The sequence below is a fragment of the Streptomyces sp. NPDC060028 genome (assembly GCF_042736725.1).
GTDB lineage: Bacteria > Actinomycetota > Actinomycetes > Streptomycetales > Streptomycetaceae > Streptomyces.
In genome coordinates this window covers 1-25,443 of sequence record NZ_JBHWVJ010000102.1, presented here as the reverse complement: position 1 = coordinate 25,443, position 25,443 = coordinate 1, and the positions used below count along the sequence as shown (strand labels likewise).

Annotated in this window: 29 protein-coding genes and 1 pseudogene; 19 read left to right on the top strand and 11 right to left on the bottom strand. The window is 70.6% G+C overall.

Going from position 1 to position 25,443, the window contains the following annotated elements:
• The first annotated feature begins 247 nt into the window (after window positions 1–247).
• The 4 genes from ACFWBF_RS32855 to ACFWBF_RS32840 all read left to right on the top strand — a co-directional run bounded on the left by ACFWBF_RS32855 (window position 248) and on the right by ACFWBF_RS32840 (window position 2,293).
• The gene (locus ACFWBF_RS32855; RefSeq protein ID WP_385608295.1) at window positions 248–1,012 is read left to right on the top strand and encodes an alpha/beta fold hydrolase; all 765 of its coding nucleotides are present in this window, start codon (window positions 248–250) and stop codon (window positions 1,010–1,012) included.
• Between the two features lie 169 nt (window positions 1,013–1,181).
• Complete coding sequence (locus tag ACFWBF_RS32850) at window positions 1,182–1,757, top strand: DUF5994 family protein (protein ID WP_385608294.1); 576 nt, start codon at window positions 1,182–1,184, stop codon at window positions 1,755–1,757.
• 5 nt (window positions 1,758–1,762) lie between these two features.
• The gene (locus ACFWBF_RS32845) at window positions 1,763–1,957 is read left to right on the top strand and encodes a hypothetical protein (protein WP_385608293.1); all 195 of its coding nucleotides are present in this window, start codon (window positions 1,763–1,765) and stop codon (window positions 1,955–1,957) included.
• A gap of 78 nt (window positions 1,958–2,035) precedes the next feature.
• Complete coding sequence (locus tag ACFWBF_RS32840; protein ID WP_385608297.1) at window positions 2,036–2,293, top strand: hypothetical protein; 258 nt, start codon at window positions 2,036–2,038, stop codon at window positions 2,291–2,293.
• A gap of 314 nt (window positions 2,294–2,607) precedes the next feature.
• Here ACFWBF_RS32840 and ACFWBF_RS32835 read toward each other — a convergent pair whose 3' ends face one another.
• Window positions 2,608–2,844, bottom strand: coding sequence for a hypothetical protein (locus ACFWBF_RS32835; protein WP_385608292.1), 237 nt, complete (start codon window positions 2,842–2,844; stop codon window positions 2,608–2,610).
• An 11-nt stretch (window positions 2,845–2,855) separates the two neighbouring features.
• Between ACFWBF_RS32835 and ACFWBF_RS32830 the strand changes: the two genes are divergently transcribed.
• The 3 genes from ACFWBF_RS32830 (at window position 2,856) to ACFWBF_RS32820 (ending at window position 4,469) form a co-directional block, all read left to right on the top strand.
• Window positions 2,856–3,692, top strand: a complete 837-nt coding sequence (locus tag ACFWBF_RS32830) for a hypothetical protein (protein WP_385608291.1) — start codon at window positions 2,856–2,858, stop codon at window positions 3,690–3,692.
• A 155-nt stretch (window positions 3,693–3,847) separates the two neighbouring features.
• Window positions 3,848–4,009, top strand: a complete 162-nt coding sequence (locus tag ACFWBF_RS32825) for a hydrophobic protein (protein WP_385608290.1) — start codon at window positions 3,848–3,850, stop codon at window positions 4,007–4,009.
• Between the two features lie 91 nt (window positions 4,010–4,100).
• A complete protein-coding gene (locus tag ACFWBF_RS32820) occupies window positions 4,101–4,469 on the top strand; it encodes a PRC-barrel domain containing protein (protein WP_385608289.1) in 369 nt (122 codons plus the stop codon).
• Between the two features lie 49 nt (window positions 4,470–4,518).
• Here ACFWBF_RS32820 and ACFWBF_RS32815 read toward each other — a convergent pair whose 3' ends face one another.
• Both ACFWBF_RS32815 and ACFWBF_RS32810 read right to left on the bottom strand, forming a co-directional pair.
• Window positions 4,519–4,992: a hemerythrin domain-containing protein gene (locus ACFWBF_RS32815; protein ID WP_385608288.1), complete on the bottom strand. Its 474-nt coding sequence runs from the start codon at window positions 4,990–4,992 to the stop codon at window positions 4,519–4,521.
• Window positions 4,993–5,152: 160 nt separating this feature from the next.
• Entirely contained in the window at window positions 5,153–5,551 is a 399-nt protein-coding gene (locus ACFWBF_RS32810) for an STAS domain-containing protein (protein WP_385608287.1), read from the bottom strand.
• Between the two features lie 710 nt (window positions 5,552–6,261).
• On the opposite strand from ACFWBF_RS32810, the gene ACFWBF_RS32805 reads away from it, so the two are divergent.
• Together ACFWBF_RS32805 and ACFWBF_RS32800 are read left to right on the top strand one after the other, a co-directional pair.
• Window positions 6,262–6,603: a MerR family transcriptional regulator gene (locus ACFWBF_RS32805; RefSeq protein WP_385608286.1), complete on the top strand. Its 342-nt coding sequence runs from the start codon at window positions 6,262–6,264 to the stop codon at window positions 6,601–6,603.
• A 122-nt stretch (window positions 6,604–6,725) separates the two neighbouring features.
• Window positions 6,726–8,009, top strand: coding sequence for a hypothetical protein (locus ACFWBF_RS32800; RefSeq protein ID WP_385608285.1), 1,284 nt, complete (start codon window positions 6,726–6,728; stop codon window positions 8,007–8,009).
• Window positions 8,010–8,012: 3 nt separating this feature from the next.
• Here ACFWBF_RS32800 and ACFWBF_RS32795 read toward each other — a convergent pair whose 3' ends face one another.
• The gene (locus tag ACFWBF_RS32795; protein WP_385608284.1) at window positions 8,013–8,873 is read right to left on the bottom strand and encodes a YhjD/YihY/BrkB family envelope integrity protein; all 861 of its coding nucleotides are present in this window, start codon (window positions 8,871–8,873) and stop codon (window positions 8,013–8,015) included.
• A gap of 166 nt (window positions 8,874–9,039) precedes the next feature.
• On the opposite strand from ACFWBF_RS32795, the gene ACFWBF_RS32790 reads away from it, so the two are divergent.
• The 3 genes from ACFWBF_RS32790 (at window position 9,040) to ACFWBF_RS32780 (ending at window position 12,382) form a co-directional block, all read left to right on the top strand.
• The gene (locus tag ACFWBF_RS32790; protein ID WP_385608283.1) at window positions 9,040–10,272 is read left to right on the top strand and encodes a DUF2254 family protein; all 1,233 of its coding nucleotides are present in this window, start codon (window positions 9,040–9,042) and stop codon (window positions 10,270–10,272) included.
• 165 nt (window positions 10,273–10,437) lie between these two features.
• The gene (locus tag ACFWBF_RS32785; RefSeq protein WP_385608282.1) at window positions 10,438–11,004 is read left to right on the top strand and encodes a potassium channel family protein; all 567 of its coding nucleotides are present in this window, start codon (window positions 10,438–10,440) and stop codon (window positions 11,002–11,004) included.
• A 46-nt stretch (window positions 11,005–11,050) separates the two neighbouring features.
• Window positions 11,051–12,382, top strand: coding sequence for a chloride channel protein (locus ACFWBF_RS32780; RefSeq protein WP_385608281.1), 1,332 nt, complete (start codon window positions 11,051–11,053; stop codon window positions 12,380–12,382).
• Between the two features lie 49 nt (window positions 12,383–12,431).
• Here ACFWBF_RS32780 and ACFWBF_RS32775 read toward each other — a convergent pair whose 3' ends face one another.
• Window positions 12,432–13,382, bottom strand: coding sequence for an alpha/beta fold hydrolase (locus tag ACFWBF_RS32775; RefSeq protein WP_385608280.1), 951 nt, complete (start codon window positions 13,380–13,382; stop codon window positions 12,432–12,434).
• A gap of 115 nt (window positions 13,383–13,497) precedes the next feature.
• Here ACFWBF_RS32775 and ACFWBF_RS32770 point away from each other — a divergent pair, with 115 nt between their 5' ends.
• A complete protein-coding gene (locus ACFWBF_RS32770) occupies window positions 13,498–14,136 on the top strand; it encodes a TetR/AcrR family transcriptional regulator (RefSeq protein WP_385608279.1) in 639 nt (212 codons plus the stop codon).
• Here the strand turns inward: ACFWBF_RS32770 and ACFWBF_RS32765 are convergent.
• Window positions 14,126–15,502 carry an FAD-binding oxidoreductase gene (locus ACFWBF_RS32765; RefSeq protein ID WP_385608278.1) on the bottom strand — a complete coding sequence of 459 codons (1,377 nt, stop codon included), beginning with the start codon at window positions 15,500–15,502 and terminating at the stop codon, window positions 14,126–14,128. The two genes, ACFWBF_RS32770 and ACFWBF_RS32765, sit on opposite strands and share 11 nt — an antisense overlap.
• Before the next feature lie 387 nt (window positions 15,503–15,889).
• Here ACFWBF_RS32765 and ACFWBF_RS32760 point away from each other — a divergent pair, with 387 nt between their 5' ends.
• The 4 genes from ACFWBF_RS32760 to ACFWBF_RS32745 all read left to right on the top strand — a co-directional run bounded on the left by ACFWBF_RS32760 (window position 15,890) and on the right by ACFWBF_RS32745 (window position 18,514).
• On the top strand, window positions 15,890–16,093 hold the full coding sequence (locus tag ACFWBF_RS32760; protein ID WP_014047008.1) for a cold-shock protein: 204 nt from the start codon (window positions 15,890–15,892) through the stop codon (window positions 16,091–16,093).
• A 137-nt stretch (window positions 16,094–16,230) separates the two neighbouring features.
• Complete coding sequence (locus ACFWBF_RS32755) at window positions 16,231–17,664, top strand: DEAD/DEAH box helicase (RefSeq protein WP_385608277.1); 1,434 nt, start codon at window positions 16,231–16,233, stop codon at window positions 17,662–17,664.
• Between the two features lie 63 nt (window positions 17,665–17,727).
• Entirely contained in the window at window positions 17,728–18,036 is a 309-nt protein-coding gene (locus tag ACFWBF_RS32750) for an SCO5918 family protein (protein ID WP_385608276.1), read from the top strand.
• Window positions 18,037–18,172: 136 nt separating this feature from the next.
• Window positions 18,173–18,514: a MerR family transcriptional regulator gene (locus ACFWBF_RS32745; protein ID WP_385608275.1), complete on the top strand. Its 342-nt coding sequence runs from the start codon at window positions 18,173–18,175 to the stop codon at window positions 18,512–18,514.
• Here ACFWBF_RS32745 and ACFWBF_RS32740 read toward each other — a convergent pair.
• From ACFWBF_RS32740 to ACFWBF_RS32730, 3 genes are read right to left on the bottom strand one after another with little or no spacing between them, the layout of a single operon-like run.
• A complete protein-coding gene (locus tag ACFWBF_RS32740) occupies window positions 18,511–20,784 on the bottom strand; it encodes an NACHT domain-containing protein (RefSeq protein ID WP_385608296.1) in 2,274 nt (757 codons plus the stop codon). The two genes, ACFWBF_RS32745 and ACFWBF_RS32740, sit on opposite strands and share 4 nt — an antisense overlap.
• Window positions 20,785–20,797: 13 nt before the next feature.
• A complete protein-coding gene (locus ACFWBF_RS32735) occupies window positions 20,798–21,286 on the bottom strand; it encodes a hypothetical protein (RefSeq protein ID WP_385608274.1) in 489 nt (162 codons plus the stop codon).
• Window positions 21,283–21,783, bottom strand: a complete 501-nt coding sequence (locus ACFWBF_RS32730; RefSeq protein ID WP_385608273.1) for an RNA polymerase sigma factor — start codon at window positions 21,781–21,783, stop codon at window positions 21,283–21,285. The genes ACFWBF_RS32735 and ACFWBF_RS32730 overlap by 4 nt, the downstream gene beginning before the upstream one ends.
• Window positions 21,784–21,931: 148 nt before the next feature.
• On the opposite strand from ACFWBF_RS32730, the gene ACFWBF_RS32725 reads away from it, so the two are divergent.
• Both ACFWBF_RS32725 and ACFWBF_RS32720 read left to right on the top strand, forming a co-directional pair.
• On the top strand, window positions 21,932–22,408 hold the full coding sequence (locus tag ACFWBF_RS32725; RefSeq protein ID WP_385608272.1) for a DUF3995 domain-containing protein: 477 nt from the start codon (window positions 21,932–21,934) through the stop codon (window positions 22,406–22,408).
• A 33-nt stretch (window positions 22,409–22,441) separates the two neighbouring features.
• Window positions 22,442–22,645 (top strand): hypothetical protein, encoded by a 204-nt coding sequence (locus tag ACFWBF_RS32720; protein ID WP_385608271.1) that lies wholly within the window; start codon window positions 22,442–22,444, stop codon window positions 22,643–22,645.
• A gap of 144 nt (window positions 22,646–22,789) precedes the next feature.
• On the opposite strand, the gene ACFWBF_RS32715 is transcribed toward ACFWBF_RS32720, so the two are convergent.
• Window positions 22,790–23,656, bottom strand: a complete 867-nt coding sequence (locus ACFWBF_RS32715; protein ID WP_385608270.1) for an immunity 49 family protein — start codon at window positions 23,654–23,656, stop codon at window positions 22,790–22,792.
• 16 nt (window positions 23,657–23,672) lie between these two features.
• Window positions 23,673–25,443, bottom strand: a pseudogene (locus ACFWBF_RS32710) (hypothetical protein); the annotation flags it as partial.

Genomic DNA, 25,443 nt, shown 5'->3' with positions numbered 1-25,443 from the left:
TCACCATCACCGCACCCGTATCCGAACGCCCCAAGCGCACCACCGCCTCCCGCGGTCGACGCAGCCCCGCCTCCGCAGCCCGACGCGTAAGCGTGCGACAGTCCGCCTGATTCGCAAGGTCAGCCGACGGCTTGGGAGCAACCCCCGCCGCGCGGGGTGTCGCGTTGCCATCGCCTGACGGAGGTCGCAAGACTTGCTCGCCGGTGACCGCCGGCCGTACGCGATCACCGGACGAGCAGGGGATGTTGTGACAGGACAGGTCATTGCGCACGACGTACTGGGCACCGGCTCCGAACGAGCCCTCCTGCTGCACAACTGGTTCGGCGACCGGTCGAGCTTCGACCCGATGCGCGGGCACTTGAACGGGGACGCGTTCAGCTACGCGTTCCTGGACTGCCGGGGGTACGGCGAGGCGATCGACACCGACGGCACCTTCACGATGGAGGAGGTCGCCGAGGACGCCCTCGCCGTGGCCGACCACCTGGGCTGGGAGTCCTTCTCGGTCGTCGGCCACTCCATGGGCGCCAAGGCGGCCCAGCTGATGCTGCTGAACAACCCCTCGCGGATCCGCTCGATCATCGGCATCTCGGCGGTGCCCGCGTCCGGTTTCCCGCTCGAGGGTGAGATGTGGGAGCTCTTCGCCGGAGCCGCGAAGAATCCCGGCAACCGCAGGGCGATCATCGACCACACCACCGGCGGGCAGCGCGACAGCGCATGGCTGGACGCCATGGTCAGCCGCTCGGTGGGGCGCTCCTCGGCGAGGGCCTTCCGCACGTACCTGGACTCCTGGGCGCGCGTCGACTTCCACGAGCGGGTGGAAGGCAACCCGGCCCCGGTCCTCCTCCTCGCAGGGGCGAACGACCCCGTGCTGGGGGCCGAGGCCATGCGGGCCACTTGGATGCAGTGGTACCCGAATGCCCAGCTCGAGGTGCTCCCGAACACCGGGCACTACGCACCGGAGGAGTCTCCCGAGGCCGTCGCCGCAGCTGTCGAACGGTTCCTCGGCCGCTGAGGCTGCAGGTGAGCCGCCGGAAAGCACCTGGTCAGAACAGCTCCGGGACCGCGAACGGAGTACCGTGGAGAGACCGGGAGTATTTCGCACACCCGCTCCCACGCGGACGTCGTTTCCGGCGATCACTGCGCCGGGCCGTTCTCGAACGGCCCGGGGACGGGTCCGCGACATGACCACGACCCTTGACCGCGCCGGCGACCGGACACGTGCACCCACACGCCCGGCGCGCCTGTCACTCACGCGGAACAGCACGCTCGCGGGTCAGCTGGACGGTGCCTGGTGGCCGTACTCCCGTGACCTCGAAGCCGAGCTCCCAGCCCTCGCCGCCGCTCTGGAAGAGCCGTGGGGGCGCATCACCCGCGTCAGCGTGAACCCCGGCCGCTGGCCGGTCATCCCGCACACGGTTCCCGTACACGGGCGCACGGTGCACGTGGGCTGGTTCAACGAACAGGACCCCGACAAGCTGATCCTGCTCTCCTACGCCGTCGGCCGCTGGGACGTGCTGGTGGTCCCGCCCGAGACGGGGCCCGCGGCCGCGGCCCGGCTGATGGCCGCCGCCGCCATCCCGGGCAGCGTCCTCACCGCCGGCGTCCTGATGGCCAACGAAACCGTCATCGGGCGCGGCATCCAGGACGCCGGACGCCGGGAGGCCACCTGGGAGAGCGAAGGAGGGGCCTGCATGTCCCCCTTCGGGAACCGGATGGACCGAAAGGCCGTCCCGTCGCCCTCAAGCAGTGGGAGGTGAGCTCCGTGGAGACCCTCGTCCTCATCGCAGCGATCATCCTCATGACCGGCATCGGAATGCGCTTGATCCACCGGCTCAACGCGCAGCACGACGCGCGGATCGCGGCCTACCACTTCAACGAGCCCCTGCCGAAACCTCCCGGTCAGCCGGACGGCACCAGTCGTCGAGCCCACCGCACGGATGCCGATCCCGATCCGTAAGGAACGGACCTTCCTGCTGACCGGGGCCGCCCGCCGGCCTCTCCGCCCACCACGAAGGGAACAGGCCACGTGAAGCACATGGAGACCCAGGCACTGCCGTCGCCCGAACACGCCGAGGTCCGGATCATCGCGCGCACACCCGAAGCCGCCCGCGCGGTCGCGGAGGCACTGCGCTACTGCTTCGCCGGAATGGAACAGCGCAGCTACCCCGGCAGCGACGGGGCCACCCGCCTCCACCTCACCGTGGACACGGCAGCACCCGCCGGCCCCGCCCGGTCCTGGCTGGCCACCAGCAGGACGCTGGCCGGCAGCGGCACCCACTCCGACGAGATCTGAGAGCCCCGGCCTGGGCAGCCGGGGGGTGGGGTCACCCGGATGGCCAGGCAGGCTGCGGGGCTCTTGCGGCGCGCAGATGCTGGGGGCATGACGTCCAGTCGGCCGCAGGTCATCGTGTACGCACCCGACAGTCGGGGGCTGCGCGAGGTCAGCGTCGCGGGGAAGACCGTGGGGCGGGCGTGGTCGCCGCGGGATCTGCACCGGGTGCTGCGGCGGGCCGGGGTGCCGGCGGACATCGACCTCGGGCATCCGGGGGAGGTCCGGTGGCGGGCGGACCCGGGCCTGTGGCCGGACCGCGCCCGGTGGCGGCGCGCTCAAGGCTGCTTCATGATGCTCGGGCTCCTCGTGTCGGCCGCCGTGCTGTTCCGGGTGGGGCTCTCGGACGCGCTCAGGGCACTGACCTCCGGCGGGCGGGTCATGGGGGTGGTCTTCCTGACCGGCGCGCTGCTGGAGGCGGTCGCGGCGGCGGCGGTCTTCGACCACTGGGGCAAGCGGGCCACCCGGTACTCGGGGCAGTGCGTACTGCCGGGCGTCGTCATCGTGACCGTCACCAGCCGCGAGCGTGGCCTACTCCGCCATGTACACGCCGTACGTCGCCCCGCCCGAAGTCCCGTTCATGGCCTCCTTCGGGAAGCCGGCCCTGAACGCCGCCCGCACCACTCTGTACGTACCGGCGCACTTCACGTTCCGCAACGAGGGGACCATCAGCATCTTCGTCATCGGAACGCGGTGGTCGGCCACGATCTGGCCGAGCACCTTCCGCGAGAAGGGCACCGGACCGGCACGGTGGCGGGACGAACTGGGCGACGGCTGGGACACTTACCGCCACGAGGACTTCGACCGCCCCGCCCGGATGCTGGCGGCAGGACAGATCACCTCCGCGGGCAGCCGCCTCGACCCCGGGGACGACTTCTCCAAGGATGCCGTCATCGAAGTGCCGTTGAATTCCGGGCAAGGCCGCGTCCAGCTCTCCGCGGACATCTCATTCATCCGGGCGGACCGCTGCAAACTCGCCAACAGTTACCCGCAGTCGATCGAGTATTCGTGGGACGTGGATTCCGCCGGCCGCAAGCACCTTTGGGATGCGCCACGGTGGCTCGCGAACCCGGGCGATGACTTCTTTCGCTACCGGTCGAGGATCTACCGCAGCAGCGCGATCATGAACATGACCCAGGCCCCCGACTGGGCGGCCATGTGGTGGGTGATTCCGAAATGGCACGAGGGCAAACTCTTCGCACCCGGAGACACCGTCCCCTACATGCAGGTCCACATCGCCCGCGACCCGGACAGCCGGGAAGTGCTCAACGAGGACGAACAGGAGCCGTACGGGATGAAGACCAGGTCGACGGCCGTCGACCAACCAGTCGACCTGCTTCGCCAGGCCGCCGAAAGGCCCTGAGGGCTGTCCCGTGGACGGCCGCGGATCATTCCCCGGGCACCCGGGCACCCGGGCACCCGGGCACCCGGGCACCCGGAACGCTCGCGAGCGGTCCGCGAGTTCGGGCGTTTGAAGTCGGAGGGCAGGGGCAACCGCGACTTCGGAGGTTGATTCACATGGTTCCCCTGCTTCTTGTTCTTCTGCTGGCCCTGCTCCTCTTCGGCGCGGGGTTCGCGCTGAAAGCCCTGTGGTGGGTTGCGGTGATCGTGCTGGTGGTGTGGCTGGTCGGCTTCGTCGCCCGGCCCGCCGGCAGCAATGGCCGCTGGTACCGCTGGTAGTCCACCGAGTGTCGGCATAACGGCGCAACCACGTAATGGTGTAACGGCGATTCAAGCTCGCCGCCCTTGTCAGCAAAGGAGTTGTTTTCGCGTGACTGAGCATGTGTGGAATTACAAGTCGACTTCGGGCCACCTGGCCGGTACCGACCTGACCGGCTACAAGGTCGAGGCAACGGACGGCGGCATCGGCAAGGTGGACAAGCACTCCGACGAGGTCGGTGACGCCTACCTGGTGGTCGACACCGGGGTCTGGATCTTCGGCAAGGAGGTCCTGCTGCCGGCGAGCACCGTCGTCAGCATCGACCCGGAGGAGCGGAAGATCCACGTCGACCGGACCAAGGGCCAGATCAAGGACGCTCCCGAGTTCCATCGGGACCAGCACCTCGGCAACGCCGGCTATCGCGAGGAGCTGGGCACCTACTACGGCACCGGCGCCCCCTTCGGCGGACGCCCCGCCTGAGTGCCCCAGTGAACGTGGCCCGGACTCGTCGAGTCCGGGCCACACTGCGTTACCGGCCGGCGCTGGGAACGGCGAGGGGGTCCCCCGGGGCCTTCTTCTTGGCCCGCTCCATCCGTTCGCCGAGTTCGGTGAGGCGGTTGCGGCCCATGGCCTTGCGGACGTCGGGGAACCACTCCTTCTCCTCCTCCTCGACGTGATGGCGCACGTTCTCCATGAGGACGGACATCTTGGCGTCGAACCGCTCGTCGCTCGGGTCGAGGCCCTTGAGTTCGGAGAGCATCCACAGGACGACGTGGTGCTCCTCGACGCTTTCGAGGACGTGGTCCTCGGTGTCGGGAGCGGCCTCCCGGGCGGCCGGGTAGAAGATCTTCTCCTCGATCCAGGTGTGCGTGGTGAGTTCGTCGATCACCTGGTCGGCGATCTTCCGCTTCTCGGCGTGCGCGTCGTCGCCGGCCTTCTCGAACTGCTTGAACAGCTTCTCCACCGTCTTGTGGTCTTCCTTGAGCAGCACGATCCCGTCCACCGGGTCCTCCTCAGCATCGGTGTATCGGGCGGCGCGGCCGGCCACCCTGACGCCGTGTACCCGGTGCGGCGCGGCGCGCCTCCTCCGTGACGGGGGTTTGGCACGGAAAGGCGACCCGCCTACGCCGTACGCCGACGCCGCCCGCACAGCACCGGTTTACCTAACAGGGAAGCCCGTCGGGGGAGCCTGTCGGCAAGCGGCCGGAAGTCGGCGGGTCCTGGTCCACGGGGAACAGCGGCAGGGTGCCGGTCATCTCCAGGAGGCGCAGGAGCTGGCTGTTGGCAGCTGCCAGTCGGACGACGGTGTCGGTGTCCTGCGCTGCGCGTCGCGCTCCGAGGAAGGCGTTGAGTGCCGAGGAGTCGCAGAAGGTGAGGCGGCTGCAGTCGACCACCAAGGGCCTGGCCGGTGAGGCGTGGGAGAGAGCCTCGGTGAGGGCGAGCTGCAGGGAGGGTGTCGTCTCGATGTCGAGTTCGCCGGTGGGCCTGACCGCGACGGCATGGTCCAGAACCTCTACGGCGATGTCCTCGCCGCCGGCCTCCCGGGGAGGGTGTTCGGCCATGGTGGATCACTCCTTGGAGAGGGGGCGTGGCTCCTCGACGCCCGTTGACGGGTCGATGGTTGGCGGGTGCGGGCAACGTGCTGCGCGGATCGGCCGCATTGTCACGGGTCCAGGCGGTCACGGTGCACTCGTCGGCTCGGTCACGTTCGAATCCGATTACCTTCCCGTCGAACGCGCGAAAATCTATCACGGCCACAGTAGACATTCGCTTGCAACCTGGCTATGGTTTCTCTTGTAGCCGAGATCGAGCAAGGCCCGGAGAGACGAACTGCCGGGCACCAGTACAAGTACACACGCAGTGCGCAGAACGGTCCGGTGGTGGAGTGCCGAAGCCAGGGTTGTTGTATGACGGCGACGGGACTGACGACCGGACCGGGTGGCCCGCAGTGATCAGGGGCTGCCACAGCAGTTCCGCAGTACGCAGTACCGCAGTACCGCAGTGATCGATTCAGAGGGAAAGAACGGAGGAGTTGACCGCCATCAGGATCGCCCGGGCCGTGAGTCTGAGCCCGGGTACCGCAGGACATCGATAGTGAGGTGGTCTCCGGTCAAGCAACCGCGATCCCCGCGCCCCCGGCCGAGTTCAGGCCAGGTCCGCGGAAACAGAAAGCCGGCGCAGCACGAGGGCCGGCAGATGGTGTAGCAGTTCCTTCGGGGCCTTGGTGCCGTACGGCACCAGGGCCCCTCGACGCGTTCCACAGAGAGGTTCAATGACCGCACACGAGTCGTTCGACGGCCGTCTCGATGACGACGACTACCCCGCCTACACCATGGGCCGGGCCGCCGCCATGCTCGGTACGACCCAGGGCTTCCTCCGCGCCATCGGCGAAGCCCGGCTGATCACCCCGCTCCGCTCGGAAGGCGGACACCGCCGCTACTCCCGCTACCAACTGCGCATCGCGGCCCGCGCGCGGGAACTGGTCGACCAGGGGACACCCGTCGAGGCCGCCTGCCGCATCGTCGTCCTCGAAGACCAGCTCGAGGAAGCCCAGCGCATCAACGCCGAATACCGCCGCACCGGCGGAACTCCCCAGCCGCCGACCGCAGTGTGACCACGAGGCCCGCCCACCAGGCGTGCATACGCGGTGGGCGCAACTGAACGCGCGGATTCGGCGACGGCATGTGTCCAATGGGCGGGAGCAGGGTTTCACGTCCGCCGTTCCCGGGGAGTCCCATGAGTCTGCCGTCCGGTCCGCTCGACGAGGTGTCCGCGCCGCGTCGGCGGAGGGTGAGGAGCTCGATCTCGGCCGTGCTGATCACCCTCACCTGCATCCTCGTGCCGGTCTCCCTGATCACCGTCTGGGTGCACGACATCGTGCTGGACACCGGCCGGTACGTGTCCACGGTCTCCCCGCTCGCCTCGAACCCGGCCATCGAGGCCGCCGCCGTGCACCGCATCACCGAGGCGGCCGACGTCCGGGTCGACGGCGCCCAGGTCACATCGGACCTGGCGAAGTGGCTCGAGTCCCAGGGACTGCCGCCCCGCGTCGGAACGGCGGTCAAGGCGCTGGGCCCGCAGCTGGACTCGGCCGCGGACGCGGCCGTCTCCAAGGTGGCGACCCGGTTCGTGGAGAGCGACAGGTTCGAAACCGTCTGGACCACCGCCAACCGCGCCGCCCACTCCGCGGTGGTGCACGCGCTGACCGGTCAGGGCCGCGGCGCGGTGGGTGTCGACGGCGGCACCGTCACCCTCGACGTCGGGGCGGCCGTGGAGAACGTCAAAGAGGACCTCGTGAAGGCAGGTCTCACTCCTGCCGAGAAGATCCCCGAGGTCAACAAGCAGATGGTGCTCTTCCAGTCCGACAAGCTGGGGAAGATCAGGGGCGCCGCCCACCTCCTCGACATCCTCGGCAACTGGCTCCCCGTGCTCACGGTGATCCTCGGTGCCGTCGGGGTGTGGCTCGCCCGGCGCCGTCGCCGGGCCCTGGTGACCACGATGCTCGGAGCGGCCGCCGCCTGTCTCGTCCTCGCCATCGTGCTGGTCCTCGTACGCCACTACTACCTCGACCACCTCCCGGCGCAGGTCCAGTCCCCGGCCGCGGCAGCGGCGGTCTTCGACACGCTGGTGCGGTTCCTGAAGGTCAGCATCCGGACCGCGCTGGTCCTCGGGGTCGTCGTGGCGCTCGGCGCCTACCTCTCGGGCGCCGGCCGGCTGCCGCGCGGCGTGCGCGGTGCGGCCGAGCGCACGGCCGACTCCGCGGTGCGCTGGGGCTCCGCCCACGGGGTGCACACCGGCCGGGTCGGCGTGTGGGCGGATGCCCACCGGCGCTGGGTCACCACCGGCGTGCTGCTCGTCCTCGCGCTCCTGTTCGCGCTGTGGAACCACCCGACGGTGCTCACGGTCCTGCTCCTGGTGGCCATCCTGCTGGCCGTGCTCGCCGTACTCGCGCTGCTGGCGGCCGACGGCCGGGGCGGGGACCGGGACGGGAACCGGTCAGCGCACGCCGAGGAGCGCTAGCCGTCACGGTGCCGGCGATGCGGCCGGTGTACGGAGCCAGCGCGCCGGCGCCGGCTCGCGGGCCAGCACGTAGCCGACGGCGATCGCGAGCGTGATGACGACGAACAGCATGATCAGCCAGGACATCAGGACGAAAACCGAGCCGAGACTGCCGAACTGCCGCAGGCTGCGCTCCACGGCGTGGGGCATGTAGATCCTCGACGCCACGGTCAGCAGCTGCTCACCGGCCCCGGCCAGCACCGCACCGGGCAGCAGCGGCAGCCACGGGATCCGGCCGCCGAGCAGAAGGTGCTGGGTCCACCACCACAGCAGCGTGCCGCTGACCAGCCCGAGCACGAAGCCGAGGGTCCGACCGGTGTCGAAGGCGGTCTGCAGCGGCCCCTGGAACAGGAGGGCGGTCAGCCATACGGCGAGCCAGGCCAGCCACCGCCAGGCGGCCAGCCGGGCCTTGGCCTTGGGGAGGTGCCAGGAGCGCTCGCACGTCCTCTGCAGGGCGCGGCTGCAGGCGGTCGCGGACAGCAGAGTCACCACGACCCCCACTCCGCCCGTGCTCGCCGTGGCCGTGCCGTCGGTGGCGGAGTACACCGACCGGACCTGGTCCAGGGAGGCGTCCGTGAGCCCCAGCGTCGTACGGATGGACGAGACGAGCTGCTCCTGGAGCCAGGCCGGGGCGAGGGCGCCGAGGACGAACAGGGCGGGCACCGCACCCAGGAAGGCCTGCGCGGCCAGCCTGGTCGCGCAGTCCAGGACCTTGACGGCCGCGAGCTGCTCCAGGATCCGGCTCAGCAGCGGGGTGTGCCTGCGCATCCAGCCGGGGATGCGCAGGGCGGCCCGCCACCGAGGTCCGGTCTCCGTTTCCTGCACGGTGACACTCCTCGGGGCCTCGGGGCGCGATTGCCGGCGGGTGCGGCCGCCTCCACGAGAACAATGACGGAATTACCGGTATCCGGCATTTCGCCGCTCGGTCTCGTTGCTCCCGTGATTGCATCCTTAACCGGCGCTGCGTCCACGGGGACCGTGAGGAGGCTGGATGTCCGGCTCGGCTGCACGGCGTCAGAAGGCACTGTTCCACCGGCCCACGCGCGCGATGCGCCGGGACCTGTCCCAGCTCGTCTGCGCGGTCGTCGGGCTGGCGCTGGGCCTGCTCGCCCCACTGCTCTCGGTGGGGCCGCAGGTGGAGCCCGGACGCGTGGCGACGCTCCTGTTCACCATCGGGTTCGGCGTCATCAGCCTGGTGAGCATCATCTACTCGATGCTGTTCCTGGTCGTGCAGTTCTCCGCCAGCACCTTCACACCGCGCCTCGGCCTCTTCCGCGACGAGCCGATCGTCTGGTGGGCGTTCGCCTTCACCGTCGGGGTGTTCGTCTTCAGCGTCACCGCGGGGCTGGCCATCGGCGCGCGCAGCACCGTATCGGTCCTCGTCCCCTGCGCTGCCATGGTGCTCTCGCTGGTCGCGCTCGCACTCATGCAGACCCTTCAGATGAGGGCGTTCACCTCGATCCAGCTCGCCCATTCACTGACCGCGATCGCCACCCGCGCGCACCGGCTGTTCGATGCGCTGTACGTGCGGCCGTACGATCCGGACAAGGTCGGCGCGGAACCTTCCGCGATGGCCGGCGCCGCCACCGTTCGCTGGTCGGGACCGGGGGTGGTGGTCCAGCAGATCGACGTACCCTCACTGGTCGGCGTGGCGAAGGCGCACGGCTGCTCGATCGCCTTCCGTGTCGCCCCCGGCCGGGCCGTGTCGCGGGGCATGGTGCTCGCCGAGGTGACGGGCGGCCGGCTCTCCGAAGGGGTGCTGCGCGACGCCATGGTGACGGGGATGGAGCGCACCTTCGACCAGGATCCGCAATTGCCGTTCCGGCTGCTCGTCGACATCGCGCTACGGGCGCTCTCCTCGGCCGTCAACGACCCGGCCACGGCGGTGGATTGCCTGGACCGCGTCGAAGACCTGCTGGGCCGCCTCGCCGACCGGGACCTGGACTGCGGGCGCTTCGAGGACGAGGACGGCGCGTTGCGGGTGACGGTGCCGGTGCCCGACTGGGAGGAGTACGTCCGGACGGCCGTCGACGACCTCGTCTTCGCCGCCGGGTCCGGCTCCGGCTCCCCGATGGCGCTGCGCAGAATGCGCACCCTGCTGACCCGGCTGGTGGAACGGAGCCCGGGCAGCCGTCACGGAGTGCTACGGGACCGGCTGCGGTGGGTGGAACAAGCGGGGGGCGACACCCATCCGCTGATCTGGGCGGCCCGGGACGGGGTCTAGTGCTGTGACCGGGAAGGTTCACCGTGTCGCGGCGCCCGGCACGGCAAACCTTCCCGGCCACAGCACTGGTCGCAGAGGTGCGAGGCGCTCGGGCGAATGCTGCAATGGCTGTAGAACTCTGTGTGCGAGGAGTTGTCATGAGCGACAAGGCAGAGGCCGGTGAAGATGGCGGACCGCACACGGCTGCCGCCTGAGCGGGGCCGCCTGCCGCGCCGCTTGCTGGTGGGGCACCTGCTCCGCTCGGCGGGCTCGGCCGCCCTCCTCACGGCGCTGTACTACCTGGCTCCCCTGGACCGCGGGTTCGACGACGTGACCCTCGTACTGCTGGTGGTGGGCCTGGCCCTCTTCGGCAGCCTGATCGCCTGGGAGATCACCGCCATCAGCCATGCGGAGCATCCGCGGCTGCGCGCCATCGGCGCACTGGCCACCGCCCTGCCGCTGTTCCTGCTGCTGTTCTCCGCGACGTACTTCCTGCTCGCGAAGGAGGTGCGGGACTCGTTCTCGGAGCCGCTGAACCGGACCGACGCGCTGTACTTCACGGTCACGGTGTTCGCGACCGTGGGATTCGGGGACATCGCACCCGTCACCCAGGTCGCCCGTGCGCTGACGACCGCACAAATGATCGTCGATCTGATCCTCGTGGGCGTCATCGCCAAGGTCCTCTTCAGCGCGGTCAGGATCGGCGTGCGCAGGCGTGGGGAGGTCCCGCCGATCCCGGAGGACGACTCGTGACCGGCCCGGCCGACGGACTCTCATCAGCCCCGGAGGGAAGGACCCCATGACGGAGCCGCGTGCTCGATCCGACCCGCCGGTCAGCGGGACGCAGCCGCAGGAGGCGGACGTACTGCGGCACATGCTCCGCAGCCCCGGCTATCTGAAGGCGCTCGTCTTCTGTGCGCTCATCGGCATCCCGGTGTCCCTCGCCGCCTTCTGGCTCCTCGTCCTGCTGCACGAGCTGGAGCACGCCCTGTGGGCGGACCTCCCCCACGCCGTGGGCCTGGACGTCCCGCCCTGGTGGTGGCCGTTCCCGCTGCTGCTCTTCGCCGGAATCGTGGTCGGCCTGGTCGTCACCCACCTGCCCGGCGGGGGCGGCCACATCCCCGCGTCCGGACTGAACACCTCGGGCCCTTCGTCGGCCGCGCTGCCCGGCGTACTCCTCGCGGCGCTGGCCGGCCTGCCGTTCGGCGCCGTCCTGGGCCCTGAGGCCCCGCTGATCGCCCTGGGCGGCGGCCTGGCCCTGTTGTTCCGGGATCTCGCGCAGGTGCCGGCGACCCCGCAGAGCGTCGCCCTCCTGGGTGCGGCCGGAGCGGCGGCGGCCATCTCCGCGATCTTCGGCAATCCGCTGGTCGCCGCGGTTCTCCTCATCGAGGTCGCGGGGGTGGGCGGGCCGCAGCTGTTCGCGGTCATGCTCCCCGCGCTGCTCTCCAGCGGAGTCGGAGCCCTGGTGTTCACGGGACTCGGCCGCTGGACCGGGCTGGCGACGGGCGACCTGTCCCTCGGGCTGTCCGCCCCGGTCCCCCACCTGGACGTGCCGGACGTGCTGTGGGCGCTGGCCATCGCCGCGGCCCTCGCCGCGGTCCTGCACCCGCTGCCGGCGGTGGCCCGGCGGGTCGCCGCGTACGTCGCGGCGCGGCCGCTCGTACGGACCGTCGTGTGCGCCCTCGGCGCCGCTGCCTGCGCCGCCCTCTACGCGCTGCTCACCGGCCGCTCACCCGCGAACGTGGCCTCGTCCGGCCAGGCCACCCTCGCCGAACTGGCCGCCGACCCCCGGGCGTGGGGCGTCGGCGCACTGGTCGCCGTCCTGCTGTTGAAGGGCGCCGCCTACGCGCTCTGCCTCGGCAGCCTGCGCGGCGGACCCGTGTTCCCGGCGCTGTTCCTCGGCGCCGCGGCGGGCGTTCTGCTCTCGCCGCTGCCCGGTCTGGGTGTCGTACCGGCGGTGGCGGCGGGCATGGCGGCGGCCTCGGCCGCCACGCTGCGGCTGCCGGTGAGCAGCGTGGTGCTCGTGATCCTGCTCCTGGGCAGCTCCGCCATGATGCCCGTCGTGATCCTGGCCGCCGTGGTCGCCTTCGTCATCACCGAGCTACTGCCGCCCGGGCCCGCGGCGCACTAGCGCACGGCGGGAGCGACGGCTCCGGCGGCTCCGCCGCGGCGCACCCACGTCACGCGTCGACGGCGCCCCGGTCCGCGGCCGGGTCGAGGGAGTCGACGTCCTCCATGAAGCTCAGCATCCGGGCGTTGACCAGGTCGGGGTGATCGAGCTGCGGGCCGTGGCCGGTCGCGGCGACGATCTCCGCGCGGGCTCCCGGGATCAGCCGCGGCACCCGCTCCAGCTGGCGCTTGGGGTGCACGAGCAGGCTGCGCTTGCCCATGATCAGGTAGAACGGCGTCCGGATGGAGCGCAGTTCGCCGTCGGACAGCGGCAGCGGGGCGGGGCGGCGGATCCGGAAGGCGCGGGCGCCGGCCTGGACCCACCTGCGCAGCTCGGGCACGACGAGGACGGGCTGCTCCAGCCAGGCGGCCAGGCGCGGGCGCAGCGCCTTGGGGGCGAAGCTCGCGAACAGGCTCACGAAAACCCAGGCAAAGAAGCGCAGGCCCACCTTCTCCAGGCCGCCGGGGTCGAGGGCGGTGACCGAGGCGAGTCGGCCGGGCCGCAGATGGGCCTGGTTGATGACGAGCCAGCCGCCGTAGGAGGAGCCGACGAGGTGGACGCGGTCGAGGCCGAGCGCGTCGAGGGCCTCGTCCATCCACCGGGCCGCGCGCTCGGGCTGCCACATGGGCTCGCGGTGGATGCTGCGGCCGGCGTCGCCGGGGGTGTCGAGTGCGTAGACGGGGCGTTCGGCGCTGAGCGCGGGGGTGTTGGGGTACCACATGGCGGAGCAGTAGCCCGCGCCGTGGATCAGCACCACCGGCGTACGGGACTCGGCGGCCGGATCCGCGGGGCCGTACCGGTAGACGTGCGTGGTGCCGAAGCTCGTCTCGACGTCCGCCTCCGAGCGGGCGGGCGCCCCCAGCGCGTAGAGCGCGTCGCAGGCGGCGAAGTACCGGTCGCGCAAGGTGTCGTTGACGTAGCGGCCGATGTCACGGCGGGCACGGGTCGGGTTCTCGGGCACGGGGCACCTCCGGGAAAGGTCCACTCTTCGTGATACGACCGTACCATGATGTTGATACGGCGGTACCATGAAAAGGAGCCGCGGGCTCATCACCGACGGGCGGAGACACCAGAACATGCCGAAACGCGTGGACCACGAGGAACGGCGCACCCAGATCGCCGAGGCACTCGTCCGCGTCGCCGGACGACGCGGGCTGCACGCGGTCGGCATGCGCGACGTGGCGGCCGAGGCGGGCGTATCACTGCGGCTCGTGCAGTACTACTTCCAGACCAAGGAGAAGCTGCTCTTCTACGGGCTCCAGCACCTCACCGACCGCTTCACGGCCCGGGTGGGCGCCCGCCTCGCCGCCGCCGGTCCGGACCCGGGCCCGCGCGCGACGATCGAGGCGCTGCTGCTGGCCTCCCTGCCGGTCGACGAGGAGAGCCGCACCTTCCATCTCCTCTACAGCTCCTACTCGATCCTGTCCGTGACCGACGAGGCGCTCGCCGCCCAGCCCTTCGTCGACAACCCCGACGCCGCCGAGAACGCCCTGACCGGCCTGCTCGAACGGGCCCAGGCGCAGGGCCTGGCCGATCCCGGCGCCGACGCGCGCACGGAGGCGATCAGCCTGCTCGCCATGGCGGCCACCCTGGGCACCGGCATCCTGGTGGGCCAGCGGGACTCGGCCTCGGCCGTCGCCGTGCTCCACCACCACCTGGACCGCATCTTCACGACCGCCGGGCACCGGGCCGAGGTTCCGGGAACTACGGCTTGATGTTCTGGTTCAGGTGGAACAGGTTGTCCGGGTCGTACGTGCGCTTGACCTCGGCCAGGCGGTCGTAGTTGCCCTTGTAGTTGGCGCGGATGCGGCCCTGGTCGTCGTCCGCCATGAAGTTGACGTAGCCGCCCTCCTCCGAGTGCGGGGCGGTCGCCTCGTAGTAGTCGCGGACCCAGGCGGTGTTGGCCTCGTTGTCGGCGGGGTCGGGCCACATGCCCGCGATGACCGTGGCGAAGGAGGCGTCCCGGTAGGCGAAGGCCGTCGCCTCCGGGGCGACCCGGTGGCAGGCGCCGTTGATCGGGTAGATGTGGACCGTCGAGTTCACGACGGGCAGGCGGGGGCCGTGCACCAGGTGCGCCTCGATCGCGGCGTCGCTCAGCTCGGTCACGAAGTTGGCCTTCCAGTAGTGCTGGAGACCCGGCGGCACGAGCGCGTCGAAGGCGCTGTTGAGCGCGGGATACGGCATCCGGCCGACGTGCTCGGCGACCACCGGGGCGAATTCGTGGAACGGACGGAGCGCCCGCTCGCCCTCCTCCGGCGGCCCCGCCCAGCACGACACGATCAGGATGAACGCCTCGCCGTGCCGGTCCGGCGGGATGAACGGCAGCGGCGGGGCGATCTGGAAGGCCGGGAACCCGCCGAGTTCCTCCGGCGCGTCGGCGATGAAGTCCCGGAAGGAACGCAGCACGGTGCCGGCGCTGTCCAGCTCGTAGAGGATCGGCCCGCCGTAGACGTCCTTGACGGGTGCCAGCCCGAATTCGAAGGAGGTCACCGCGCCGAAATTGCCGCCGCCGCCGCGCAGCGCCCAGAAGAGGTCCTCGTGCTCCTGCTCGCTCGCCACCACGAGCCGGCCGTCCGCCGTCACCACGTCGGCCGAGACCAGGTTGTCGCAGCTCAGGCCGAGCCCGCGGGCGAGGTAGCCGATGCCGCCGCCCAGGGTGAGGCCGCCGACACCGGTGGTGGAGATGATCCCGCCGGTGGTCGCCAGGCCGAAGGGGTAGGTCGCCGCGTTGAAGTCGCCCCAGGTCGCGCCGCCCTCGGCGCGCGCCGTCCGCCCCACGGGGTCCACGCGGACCCCGCGCATCCCGGACAGGTCGGCGACCACGCCGCCGTCGCAGGTACCGAAGCCGGGCACGCTGTGCCCACCGCCCCGGACCGCCAGGTCGAGCCCGTTCTCCCGGGCGAAGTCCACGGCCGCCATGACATCGCCCGCGTTGGCGCAGCGCACGACGGCGGCCGGGCGTCTGTCGATCATGGCGTTGTAGACCGTGCGGGCCTCGTCGTACGCGGCATCGCCGTCATCGGGCGTGACGACCGCACCCCGTACCCGCTCGCGCAACTGGTCGATCGAGAGCTTGCCCATGGCCACCGCTCCTCGCGCCCCCTGCCCCCTGCCAGGTCCCTTCCCACGCTACGCCGCTGGGGCGCAGCCTCAACTCGGGCCTCGATACCTGCTCCGCGGCGAATCAATATCTGTTCCGGCGAAATAAGAAATCGGCGCAACGCGCGATGAGGATATCTGGCGCAACGGGTCCAGCGGAAATGTTCACCCCGCCGAGTCGACCTTGCCGTGCTACTGTCGATATCAGTTGCAGTTGTGGTTCCCAAAACTTCAAGTGCCCCCGCAGGTTCTTCATGCCTGTGGGAGTACTTCTGTATTTCCGGTCTATTTTCCGGGCGGGGCAATCATCGCGGCGACACGGAGACCGCACGGTGCGGACTCCGGGCACTGCCCCGAAGGAGATTTGACATGGCATCTGGAACCGTGAAGTGGTTCAACGCTGAAAAGGGCTTCGGCTTCATCGAGCAGGACGGTGGCGGCGCTGACGTGTTCGCCCACTACTCGAACATCGCCGCCCAGGGCTTCCGCGAGCTGCAGGAAGGCCAGAAGGTGAACTTCGACATCGCGCAGGGCCAGAAGGGCCCGACGGCGGAGAACATCGTTCCCGCGTAGTACTCAGTACTCAGAGCTGGGGCCCGCACCTTGGGGTGCGGGCCCCAGCTCTTTGCATGTCAGGGCAGAGACAGCCCACCGGCCCGTTCTTGGAACTCCTTGATACGAGCCGTATCGAGGAAGAGGTTCCGTTCCGTATGAACCGCACACACACGAACGACCGACGCTACGCCCCCGCCGCCAACCGTGGCCCCAGCCGCGGGTACAGCCGTAGCCCCGGCCGCGGGCACGAGTTCGCTCTGCCCAAGACCGTCACCCCCGCACTGCCCGCCGTCGAAGCCTTCGCCGAGCTCGACATGCCCGGGGCCCTGACGGCCACGCTGGCCATGGAGGGCGTGACCGTACCGTTCCCCATCCAGGCCGCGACCCTGCCGAACTCCCTCGCGGGCCGCGACGTCCTGGGCCGTGGACGCACCGGCTCCGGCAAGACCCTCGCCTTCGGCCTCGCCCTGCTGGCCCGCACCGCCGGTCAGCGCGCCGAGCCGCGCCAGCCCCTGGGCCTGGTCCTGGTCCCCACCCGCGAGCTGGCGCAGCAGGTCACCGCCGCGCTCACCCCGTACGCCCGCTCCATCGCGCTGCGCCTGGCCACGGTCGTCGGCGGAATGCCGATCGGCAGGCAGGCGAGCACGCTGCGCGGCGGCGCCGAGATCGTCGTCGCGACGCCCGGCCGGCTCAAGGACCTCATCGACCGCGGCGACTGCAGGCTGAACCAGGTCGCCATCACCGTCCTCGACGAGGCCGACCAGATGGCTGACATGGGCTTCATGCCCCAGGTCACCGCCCTGCTCGACCAGGTACGGCCCGAGGGTCAGCGGATGCTGTTCTCCGCCACCCTGGACCGCAACGTCGACCTGCTGGTCCGCCGCTACCTGACCGACCCGGTCGTGCACTCCGTGGACCCCTCGCAGGGCGCGGTCACCACGATGGAACACCACGTGCTGCACGTGCACGGCGCCGACAAGCACGCCACCACGACCGAGATCGCGGCCCGCGAGGGCCGGGTGATCATGTTCCTGGACACCAAGCACGCCGTGGACCAGCTCACCGCGCACCTGCTCAACAGCGGCGTACGGGCAGCCGCGCTGCACGGCGGGAAATCCCAGCCGCAGCGCACCCGGACCCTGGCCCAGTTCAAGACCGGGCACGTGAGCGTGCTGGTCGCGACCAACGTGGCCGCACGCGGGATCCACGTCGACAACCTCGACCTCGTCGTCAACGTCGACCCGCCCAGCGACCACAAGGACTACCTGCACCGCGGCGGCCGTACCGCCCGCGCCGGCGAGTCCGGCAGCGTCGTCACCCTGGTGACCCCCGGGCAGCGCCGCGATATGGTCCGCCTCATGTCGAACGCCGGGATCCGCCCCCAGATCACCCAGGTCCACTCGGGCGCACCCGAGCTGAACCGCATCACCGGAGCCCAGACCCCGTCCGGCATCCCGGTCACCATCACGGCGCCGGCGTCCGAGCGGACCGGGCGCGGTCCCACCACCCGCGGCTCGCGCGGCCGGCGTACGGGCGAGGCGGGCCGCCGTACCGCCCGGCGGACGACTGCGTACAACGCGGCGGCCTGAGAGAGCGTCCCCCTCTCCCTGCCGCCCCTCCCTCCCCTCCCCTCCGTCTTTCTGTGAGGCCTCATGCGCTGCGTCATCGCACGATTCCCGTTCGACCTGACCAAGAGCGGTGTGCTCGAATCGATGAAGGGCATCAAGCCCGAGCCGGTCACCGGCGAGTCCGTGGTCATCGGCCGCCGCCAGTACCCCGTCAAGCAGGTGGGCGAGGTCGTCACCCGGCAGGACCGGCGTGACTTCAGCGCCGCCGAGGTCACCCGGGCCATGACCCTCCTCGGCTTCACCTGCCACTCCGTGCCCAAGGAGGCGCCGGCGCGGCCGCTCACCCCGCTCCAGCTCGCTTCCGCGATGCTCGGTACGGGCGTCTCCGCCTGACGGCAGCAGACGGCGAAACAGCACCCAGGGCCCGACCGGCACACGCCGGTCGGGCCCTCGGCATGTGCCCGTGCGCTCCGGCGGCAGCGGTCGATGGTGTTGAATTCCCTCGATGCGTTCCCACGAAGAGGTGCAGATGACAGCGGATGATCAGCTCGGCGGCCGACTGGACGACGACGACTACCCCGCCTACACGATGGGCCGTGCGGCAGAGATGCTCGGCACCACCCCCGGCTTCCTCCGTGCCATCGGAGAGGCCCGGCTGATCACGCCGCTGCGCTCGGAGGGCGGCCATCGCCGCTACTCCCGCTACCAGTTGCGGATCGCGGCCAGGGCCCGGGAGCTCGTGGACCAGGGCACCCCGGTCGAGGCCGCCTGCCGCATCGTCATCCTCGAGGACCAGCTGGAGGACGCGCAGCGCATCAACGCCGAATTCCGCCGGGCCGCCGCGGCGCGCTCGGCCGAGGACAGCCCTTAGGAGAGCCGGCCCGCCATGCCGAAGAGGCGGTCCCCGCTGCCGCGCGGGGCCGCGATGAAGGCGTGCACCCTTTTCTGGTCGGAGCGGGACGGCAGCCATACGGTCCTGCCGTTGAGCCTGATGGGAGCCGCGAGGTCCTCCCGCTTGATGATGTCCAGGCAGCCGGGGACGAGTGCGCGGCTCGCCTGTTCCATGCCGCGTACGAGCGCGCCCTCCGCCCTGCCGCTGCCCCGCTGGAGGTACAGCTTGCGCAGGATCGTGATCATGACGCGGACCCCCTCGGGCAGGGAGCTGCGCAGCACGTCCGCGTTGCGGTCCGCGGAGTCCAGGAACTCGCCGAACGTACAGGACGCGAAAGCGTTCGCCGGCAGGTCTTCCTCGCCGAATCGGCCGATGATGGTCTCGAAGAAGCAGTCCTGGAACCGCGGCATGAGCGAGCCGTCGATTTCCCCGTCGAGCACCAGCGTTTCGATGCCGCAGCGGGAAAAGGAAATTCCGGAGAGATCACCGAAGTCCTCGTAGAGCTCGACCTGGGGAACGACCACCTCGTCCACATTGAACGAGGAGCCGACGACCGAGATGCCGCGGGCCAGCGCGATGCGCACGACGTCCGCGGACAGCACGTCCAGGTCATTGCGCTGGGCGAAGGACAGCGCCGTGGAGATCGCGCCCTCATTCGCCACTGCCGCTTCCCCGCACTGCAGCGCGGCGACCTCCACGCCCGACTGGAGCAGGGAGCCGCTCCACGACCGGGCCGTGGGCAGGTCCACGGCGAAGGGGTTCATGATGAAGTTCGAGACGTCCTTGGCCTGCGCCGCACTGGCCAGGTCCACGTCGATGAACTTACGGGTGCCTTCCTCGAAATCCGGATCGGATCCGAGCCCGGGCAACCGGTGCAGGATGGTCCGCTGGTCGTCGCTGGGCTCGCGGCCCCGGACGAACCTGAAGCCCTCGGTGATCTCCGAGTAGGTGAGCGGACCGAGACAGCTGGGGCTCTTCCTCGCGACGGACGCGAGCCGCTCGATCGTCAGCCGGATGGTCTGGCCGTCCAGGCCCGTCTCGATCCGCGCCTCCCGCTTGCTGATCTGGTCGAGGAGCCACTCCCAGCCCTCGGCCGGACCCACCCCCTGCTCGGGTTCGAGCAGGCCTCCGAGGAGCTTCCTGGACGCCAGGTATCCGATGAGCAGCGGGCGCTTGGGGATCCAGTCGGGCAGCGAGGACCAGCGCTTGTCCTGGAGGTACGTCTCCAGCTGCGCGTCGTTGAATTCCGACAGTTCGAGCAGCGTGCACGGCTCGTCGTTGAAAAGGGCGTTGTTCAGCTCGCTCAGGCCGTCGAAATAGCTCCGCCGGCCCACCACGACGACCGAGGCCCGCTGCGGCGTCTGGTCGTAGAAATTGCGCACCAACTCCACGGCCTTGCGCCGGGAATGGCGCAGTTCCACGATGTCGCTGCTCCAGCCGGGCGCGGCTATCTCGTCGAAGCCGTCCAGCAGGATGTCGACGTAGCCGGCTCTCCAGGCGGCGATGATCTGGTCCGGCTGCCCGTAGCCCAGGTCTTCGGCGTGCTGGGTCAGGGCCACGCGCGGGCTGCGCTGCCCCCAGAGGTCGCGCAGGTTGAGGTGGACCGGGTGCCGCAGCGTCTTGCCTTCCCGGTGGGCCTGGGAGATCCGCAGGTAGATCTCCCGGAGCGTCATGCTCTTGCCGATGCCGTAGTCACCGACGATGCAGAACCGGCCGCCCGCCCCGATCCGCTCGATGAGCTCGCTGAACGAGGGCGCCGGGGAGAGATCGGACCGTTCCCCGATGGGTTCGAACTCCGCCGGGATGTACCGCTCCAGCTTCTCGCCCCTGCCGTCCGGGTGCATGGCACTGCCGAAGGGCATCTGCTGGCGCCGCTGGTTGTACAGGTACGCGTCGAACAGGCGCGCCTTGAACCGCTTGAACGAGATCGCCGTGATGCGCCGGTCGATGGCCTGGAGGGCCTTGGTCTGCTCGGGCGACGGCTCCTCCAGGGTCACGAACCAGCCCCGGGCGGTCCGGCCGTCACTGCCCGTCCATCTCTGGACGGCCTTGTTCAGTTTCTTCCCGTCGTGCTCGGCCTTGTCCTTGCGGCGGGAGACGGTCACTTCGATGCAATGGACCACGTCGTGGGTGAAGTAGACGCCGTCGTGTTCGACGCCGTCGAGATTGACGGTGCCGTCGTCCCGGGCGCTCGCCCACAGGGCGCGCGCGACGGTCCGGACTTCCTCTTCGAACTCAAGGTGGTCCATCACGCAATCCAGCCTAGTGACCGTCCAGTTGGTCCGTGAAGCGTTTGAGTGCCTTTACCCCCAACGGGTCGGTCAGGGGGTGCAGGGCGCGGTCGAGCAGCCGGATGCCGGGGATGCGCAGGGCGCCGAAGAACGCGAACCGGGTGCCGTCGGCCTCGGGTACGGCGGCCATCCCGCCGAGGACGAAGCGGCTCTGCATCAGGCACCAGCCGGGGCGCAGGACGATGTCGAAGCGCGCCCGCATGCCGAGGGGGCTGCGGGCCCGGGCTTCGAGGCGCTCACCGTCGGCCGAGGTCACGGTGAAGGCGCTGATGTCGCTGATCAGCCGGGGCATTTGGCCCTCGAGGTCGGAGGCGAGGGCCCAGACCCGGTCGAAGGGCGCCGCGATCAGGTGTTCCGCGAAGCTCGCGCCCGGGGTCGTACGGGCGATGACGCGCAGCCTGCGGACGGCGTCGAGTTCGGCGACGGGCCAGGAGTCGTTGCTGACGTCGTGGTCGTTCAACGGTCCCACGCCTTCCGGAAGTTGCGCCGGGCCCGGAAGAGCCGGGTCCGTACGGTGGGTTCGGGTACGCCGAGCAGCGCGCTCACGGAGTGCTCGTCGAGGCCTTCGAGGTCGCGCAGGACCAGCACGGCCCGGTGCGCCGGGGAGAGCCGTTCCAGTACGTCGCGCACGTCGGCGGCGAGCTGCGGGTCGCCCCGCGCCGGGACCTCGGCGAGCGGGTCGGCGACGCTGCGGGCGCCCGCGCGGGCGATGCGTACCGCCTCCCGTACGGCGATCACCCGGGCCCAGCCGAACAGGGCGGTGGGCTCACGCAGTTGGCCGATCGTACGAAAAATCACGATCAGCGCCTCCTGGGTGGCGTCCGGGCCGTCCTGGAGCGCGATGGGGCCGCACAGCCGCCCGACGTACGGGGTGAGCAGGTCCAGCAGCTCCTGTACGGCCATCCGGTCGCCGCGCTGGGCGGAACGTACGAGTGCGGGCAGATCCGGTGCGGCCACTTCCCCACTTCCTGCTTCGACGGCGTCTCGGACAGGAAGAGGCCCCGCGCCGGCGAAACATTCCCGTGACCCACGTCACAGGAATGTCCGGCGGGTCCGCCCCCTCCTTTGCGGTGACAGCACTTCACACCATCAGGAGGAGACGGCCGTGAACGAGCGGACGAGACGGCGTGCGGGAATGACGGTGGCGGCGGTCCTCGCGGCGGACGCACTGGTCCACGTGTACTGGATGACCGGCGCGACCTGGCCGGCGCGGGACCCGGCGGCGCTGTCCCTGGCCGTCCTGAACTTCGAGGTGCCCTTCACCCCGCGCGGGCTCCTGATGCCCTTCACCCTCCTGGTCACCGGGTCGGCGGTGATGCTGGCGCACGTGGGCGGCCGACTGCCGGGACGGATCGGGCGGGCGGCGGTGGGGGCGGTGGCCGCCGGGCTGCTGGCACGCGGCAGCGTGGGGGTGGTGTGGGCGCTGGGGATCGGCGCGAACACCGACAGCCCCTTCTACCGGCTCAACCTCCTCGCGTACACACCCGTCTGCTGGGCGCTCTTCGCCGCCGCCGTCATCACATCGGAGCAGCGCATTCCGGCACGCTTCCGGCCGGTCGCGAACCGCCGGGGGATGTCGTAGGGCTGATCGTTTCCGCATGGTGCCCTCACCGGCATGAACCACCCGCACCAAGTCGCACTCGCGACCGCCGTCACCGCCGCCCTGGCCCTGACCGCCCCGCCGGCCGCCGGCGCCCAGTCCGCAGCCGCGCCCGAGCCACGGCACGCACGTCGCAGGGGCACGTACTCGGGGATCATCGCCGGGCTGGACCGGGTGGCGCGTGCGGCGTCTCCCCGGCTTCCGCGTCCCGCGTGCTGACCGTCGCGGCGAGCAACCGCTACGTCGTCCCGGCGAAGCTGGGCGGCGGCTCCCTCGCCCTGAACGACACCGGCGGGCTCTAGTACGCCCCTCCCCGCTCTCCCCCCGGCCCGAAGAGCCGGGGGGAGAGCGGGGGCCGGCGGCTCAGGCGTCGATCTCGCCGACCCAGCCGAACTCCAGGAGCTCCTTCGGCAGGTACTCGGACTCGACCTCGATCGGGATGCCGGCGTCGCGGGCCATGCAGGCGATGGCGAGCGGGCCCAGCGCGACCAGGCCGTCGATGCTCTCGGCGCGGGCGCCGTCCTCGGTCCAGTAGCTCTTGTGCCCGTTCAGGGCCTGGACGAGGGCCGCGCCGAACTGATCGTCCTCGCGCCGCAGGTACCGGTGGAAGAGCTCGATCGGCGGGTACATGATGTTCAGCATCAGGTCCGGGTCCGTGAACCGCGCCTGCGCGGGGTCGGTGCCGTTCATCGCGGCGACCAGCTTCTCCCAGACGTCGTCCCGGCCGAGCCAGAAGCCCTGGAGCGTCTCGATCCAGGCGTAGAGGTACTCGTCGAACTCCGCCCCGGAAGCCCGCAGGAAGGACACGGGGATCCGCGCGAGCTGGTCCACGCGGTCGTTCTCCCGGCAGATCGCCGCCAGGTAGAAGGCCGTGACCCAGTTGCCGGCGTGCAGATAGGACTGCGGTCCGGTCGCGGGCAGGTTGCGCACCTCGCCCGCGATCCCGATCCGGCACGGTACGGGGCCTTCGGCCGCCGCCCCCGAGGTGAACAGTGCGGTGCCGACCTGCATGGCGATCACCCACGACTCCCACGTCGTGAACAGGTCCGCCGTCGGGTCGGTCGCGCAGCGTGCCTCGGCCACGGCCAGGGTGGCGCCCAGGGCTCGCGAGCGGGACATTTCCGACTCTTCGAGCCGAGCGATGATCCGCTGCGTGCTCTCGGTGCGGAACTCCAAATCCTCCGCGGTCTTCTCCGTCGGGAAGTCGTGGCGGGGAATGCTCGTGGCCACTGGGCTCTCTCCTCTGTCAGATCTTCAAGTGCTCCATCACGGCCCCAGCGTACGAGCCGGTGTTCTCGTTCGCCTTCACCATGACGTACTTCAGCTTTCCATCCTCGAGGGCGTCGAAGAGCTTGTCGGCTATCTGCGCATCCTTGCCGCCGCGCTTCCACATCTCCGAGAGGATGGTCTCCACGTAGAGCCGCGTGCCCTGCTTGACGCGCAGGCCCTGGGGCGCGGTCACGCGGGGGTCCACGTCGCCCACGCCCTGGCGCCAGTCGAGATTGGCGTTGGGCGCCTTGGCCTCGACGATCAGGAACTCGTCGTTCGGGAGCTCGTAGGCCCCGTCGAACATGTTGGCGCCGTTCCCCGTCTGGGGGAGGTCGATCGGCTTCGCCGTGGGGAACTCGTGCGGGACCACGTGCCGCACGGCGGCCTCCTCGCCGAGCCGCTCTCCGATCTTGCTGTTGTTGGGCACGCCGTCGAGGTACTTGGTGTAATCGGCCTTGGCGTCGTTCAGGCGGTCCGTGTTCGCGACCGTCGGGTTGTCGTCGAACGCCTTCTGGGCGTTGTTGAGCTCCATGGCGACCGAGCGGTTCTTGGCCGCCTTGTCGAGCTCCGTCAGGTGCACCGGGTCGATGCCCGCCGTGCCGAGCGGCGTCCGGCCGAACTTGGTCTCCGAAGGGCCGCTGGGCATGTCGTACTTGGAGATCCAGTCGCCGTTCGCGTCCTTGGCCAGGATGGGCAGCTCGACGCCGTCCACCTTCGCCGACTTGCTCAAACGGTGGCCGTCACTGGGCCGGTAGTGCTCCTTGAACCACTCCGGGTCGTTGTTGGCCTTCCAGACGTGCTCGTCCTGGAGCGCCTTGCGCTCGGCGGTGGTCAGCTCCCGCTCCCCGCCCGGGGTGCCGTTGTCGCCGTGCTGGCCGGCCGGGGTCGCGTCGTCGCCGGCGTGGGCGGCGTCGTCGCCCGCGTGGGCCGCGTCGTCGCCCGCGTGGGCCGCGTCGTCGCCCGTGTGCGCGGCGTCGTCACCGGCGTGCGCCGCGTCGTCGAAGCCGCCGCCGGGGCCCCCGTGGCCGCCGTGGCCGGTGCCGCCGGGGCCGTCGCCCTGGTGCGGGACGGCCGGACCGTCGCCGGTGCCGTGGTGGCCGCCGCCCGTGGTGACGGGCTCGCTCGTGTGCGTGCCCGGGGTGTGGGTGTTGCCGCCGCCACCGCCGGGGGTGTGGCTGTTGTGGACGGTGTTGTCGACGGTCCCGCCGATCGGGTGGTTCGCGGTGCCGCCCGGGGTGTGGTGCCCGGGGCCGGTCAGGTCGTCGCCGACGTGGAAGGCGTTGTCGCCCACGTGGCCCGCGCCGACCAGGACGGGAACCTTCGCCGGGGCCTCCACCTTGGGAAGCTCCGCGGACGTGGCCGGGTGGCCCGTCGGGGCGTCCTTGGCGTGCGAGGTCACGGCGCCGTCGGCGTCGTAGATGTTGCCCTTGGGGTCCATGAACTGCGGGGGACCGTCGACCGGCAGCCGGACGGTGTTCGGCGGCAGCGCGGTCGTGCCCTCGGGCAGCTTGAAGTTGCCGTCCGGGAGCTTGATCGCCCCGTCGGGCATCTTCGCGCCGTCCGGGAGGTGGAAATTGCCGTCGGGGAGCTTGAAGGAGCCCTCGGGCAGCGCGAGCGCGCCCTCCGGGAACGCGGGCAGCTCGATCTTGCCGATGCCCTTGAAGCCGGCCATGACGTCGCCGATTTTGGAGAAGCCGGCGCCGGCGCCCTTGAAGACGTACGTCATCGGGTCGATGAACTTGCCGGCC

What these genes read in the sequence shown, in the direction of transcription:
- ACFWBF_RS32850 (WP_385608294.1), top strand. Translation starts at nt 1,182, where the DNA reads ATGACCACGACCCTTGACCGCGCCGGCGACCGGACACGTGCACCCACA.
- ACFWBF_RS32840 (WP_385608297.1), top strand. Translation starts at nt 2,036, where the DNA reads ATGGAGACCCAGGCACTGCCGTCGCCCGAACACGCCGAGGTCCGGATC.
- ACFWBF_RS32825 (WP_385608290.1), top strand. Translation starts at nt 3,848, where the DNA reads ATGGTTCCCCTGCTTCTTGTTCTTCTGCTGGCCCTGCTCCTCTTCGGC.
- ACFWBF_RS32810 (WP_385608287.1), bottom strand. Translation starts at nt 5,551, where the DNA reads ATGGCCGAACACCCTCCCCGGGAGGCCGGCGGCGAGGACATCGCCGTA.
- ACFWBF_RS32805 (WP_385608286.1), top strand. Translation starts at nt 6,262, where the DNA reads ATGACCGCACACGAGTCGTTCGACGGCCGTCTCGATGACGACGACTAC.
- ACFWBF_RS32800 (WP_385608285.1), top strand. Translation starts at nt 6,726, where the DNA reads ATGAGTCTGCCGTCCGGTCCGCTCGACGAGGTGTCCGCGCCGCGTCGG.
- ACFWBF_RS32790 (WP_385608283.1), top strand. Translation starts at nt 9,040, where the DNA reads ATGTCCGGCTCGGCTGCACGGCGTCAGAAGGCACTGTTCCACCGGCCC.
- ACFWBF_RS32785 (WP_385608282.1), top strand. Translation starts at nt 10,438, where the DNA reads ATGGCGGACCGCACACGGCTGCCGCCTGAGCGGGGCCGCCTGCCGCGC.
- ACFWBF_RS32780 (WP_385608281.1), top strand. Translation starts at nt 11,051, where the DNA reads ATGACGGAGCCGCGTGCTCGATCCGACCCGCCGGTCAGCGGGACGCAG.
- ACFWBF_RS32770 (WP_385608279.1), top strand. Translation starts at nt 13,498, where the DNA reads ATGCCGAAACGCGTGGACCACGAGGAACGGCGCACCCAGATCGCCGAG.
- ACFWBF_RS32765 (WP_385608278.1), bottom strand. Translation starts at nt 15,502, where the DNA reads ATGGGCAAGCTCTCGATCGACCAGTTGCGCGAGCGGGTACGGGGTGCG.
- ACFWBF_RS32760 (WP_014047008.1), top strand. Translation starts at nt 15,890, where the DNA reads ATGGCATCTGGAACCGTGAAGTGGTTCAACGCTGAAAAGGGCTTCGGC.
- ACFWBF_RS32755 (WP_385608277.1), top strand. Translation starts at nt 16,231, where the DNA reads ATGAACCGCACACACACGAACGACCGACGCTACGCCCCCGCCGCCAAC.
- ACFWBF_RS32750 (WP_385608276.1), top strand. Translation starts at nt 17,728, where the DNA reads ATGCGCTGCGTCATCGCACGATTCCCGTTCGACCTGACCAAGAGCGGT.
- ACFWBF_RS32745 (WP_385608275.1), top strand. Translation starts at nt 18,173, where the DNA reads ATGACAGCGGATGATCAGCTCGGCGGCCGACTGGACGACGACGACTAC.
- ACFWBF_RS32740 (WP_385608296.1), bottom strand. Translation starts at nt 20,784, where the DNA reads ATGGACCACCTTGAGTTCGAAGAGGAAGTCCGGACCGTCGCGCGCGCC.
- ACFWBF_RS32720 (WP_385608271.1), top strand. Translation starts at nt 22,442, where the DNA reads ATGAACCACCCGCACCAAGTCGCACTCGCGACCGCCGTCACCGCCGCC.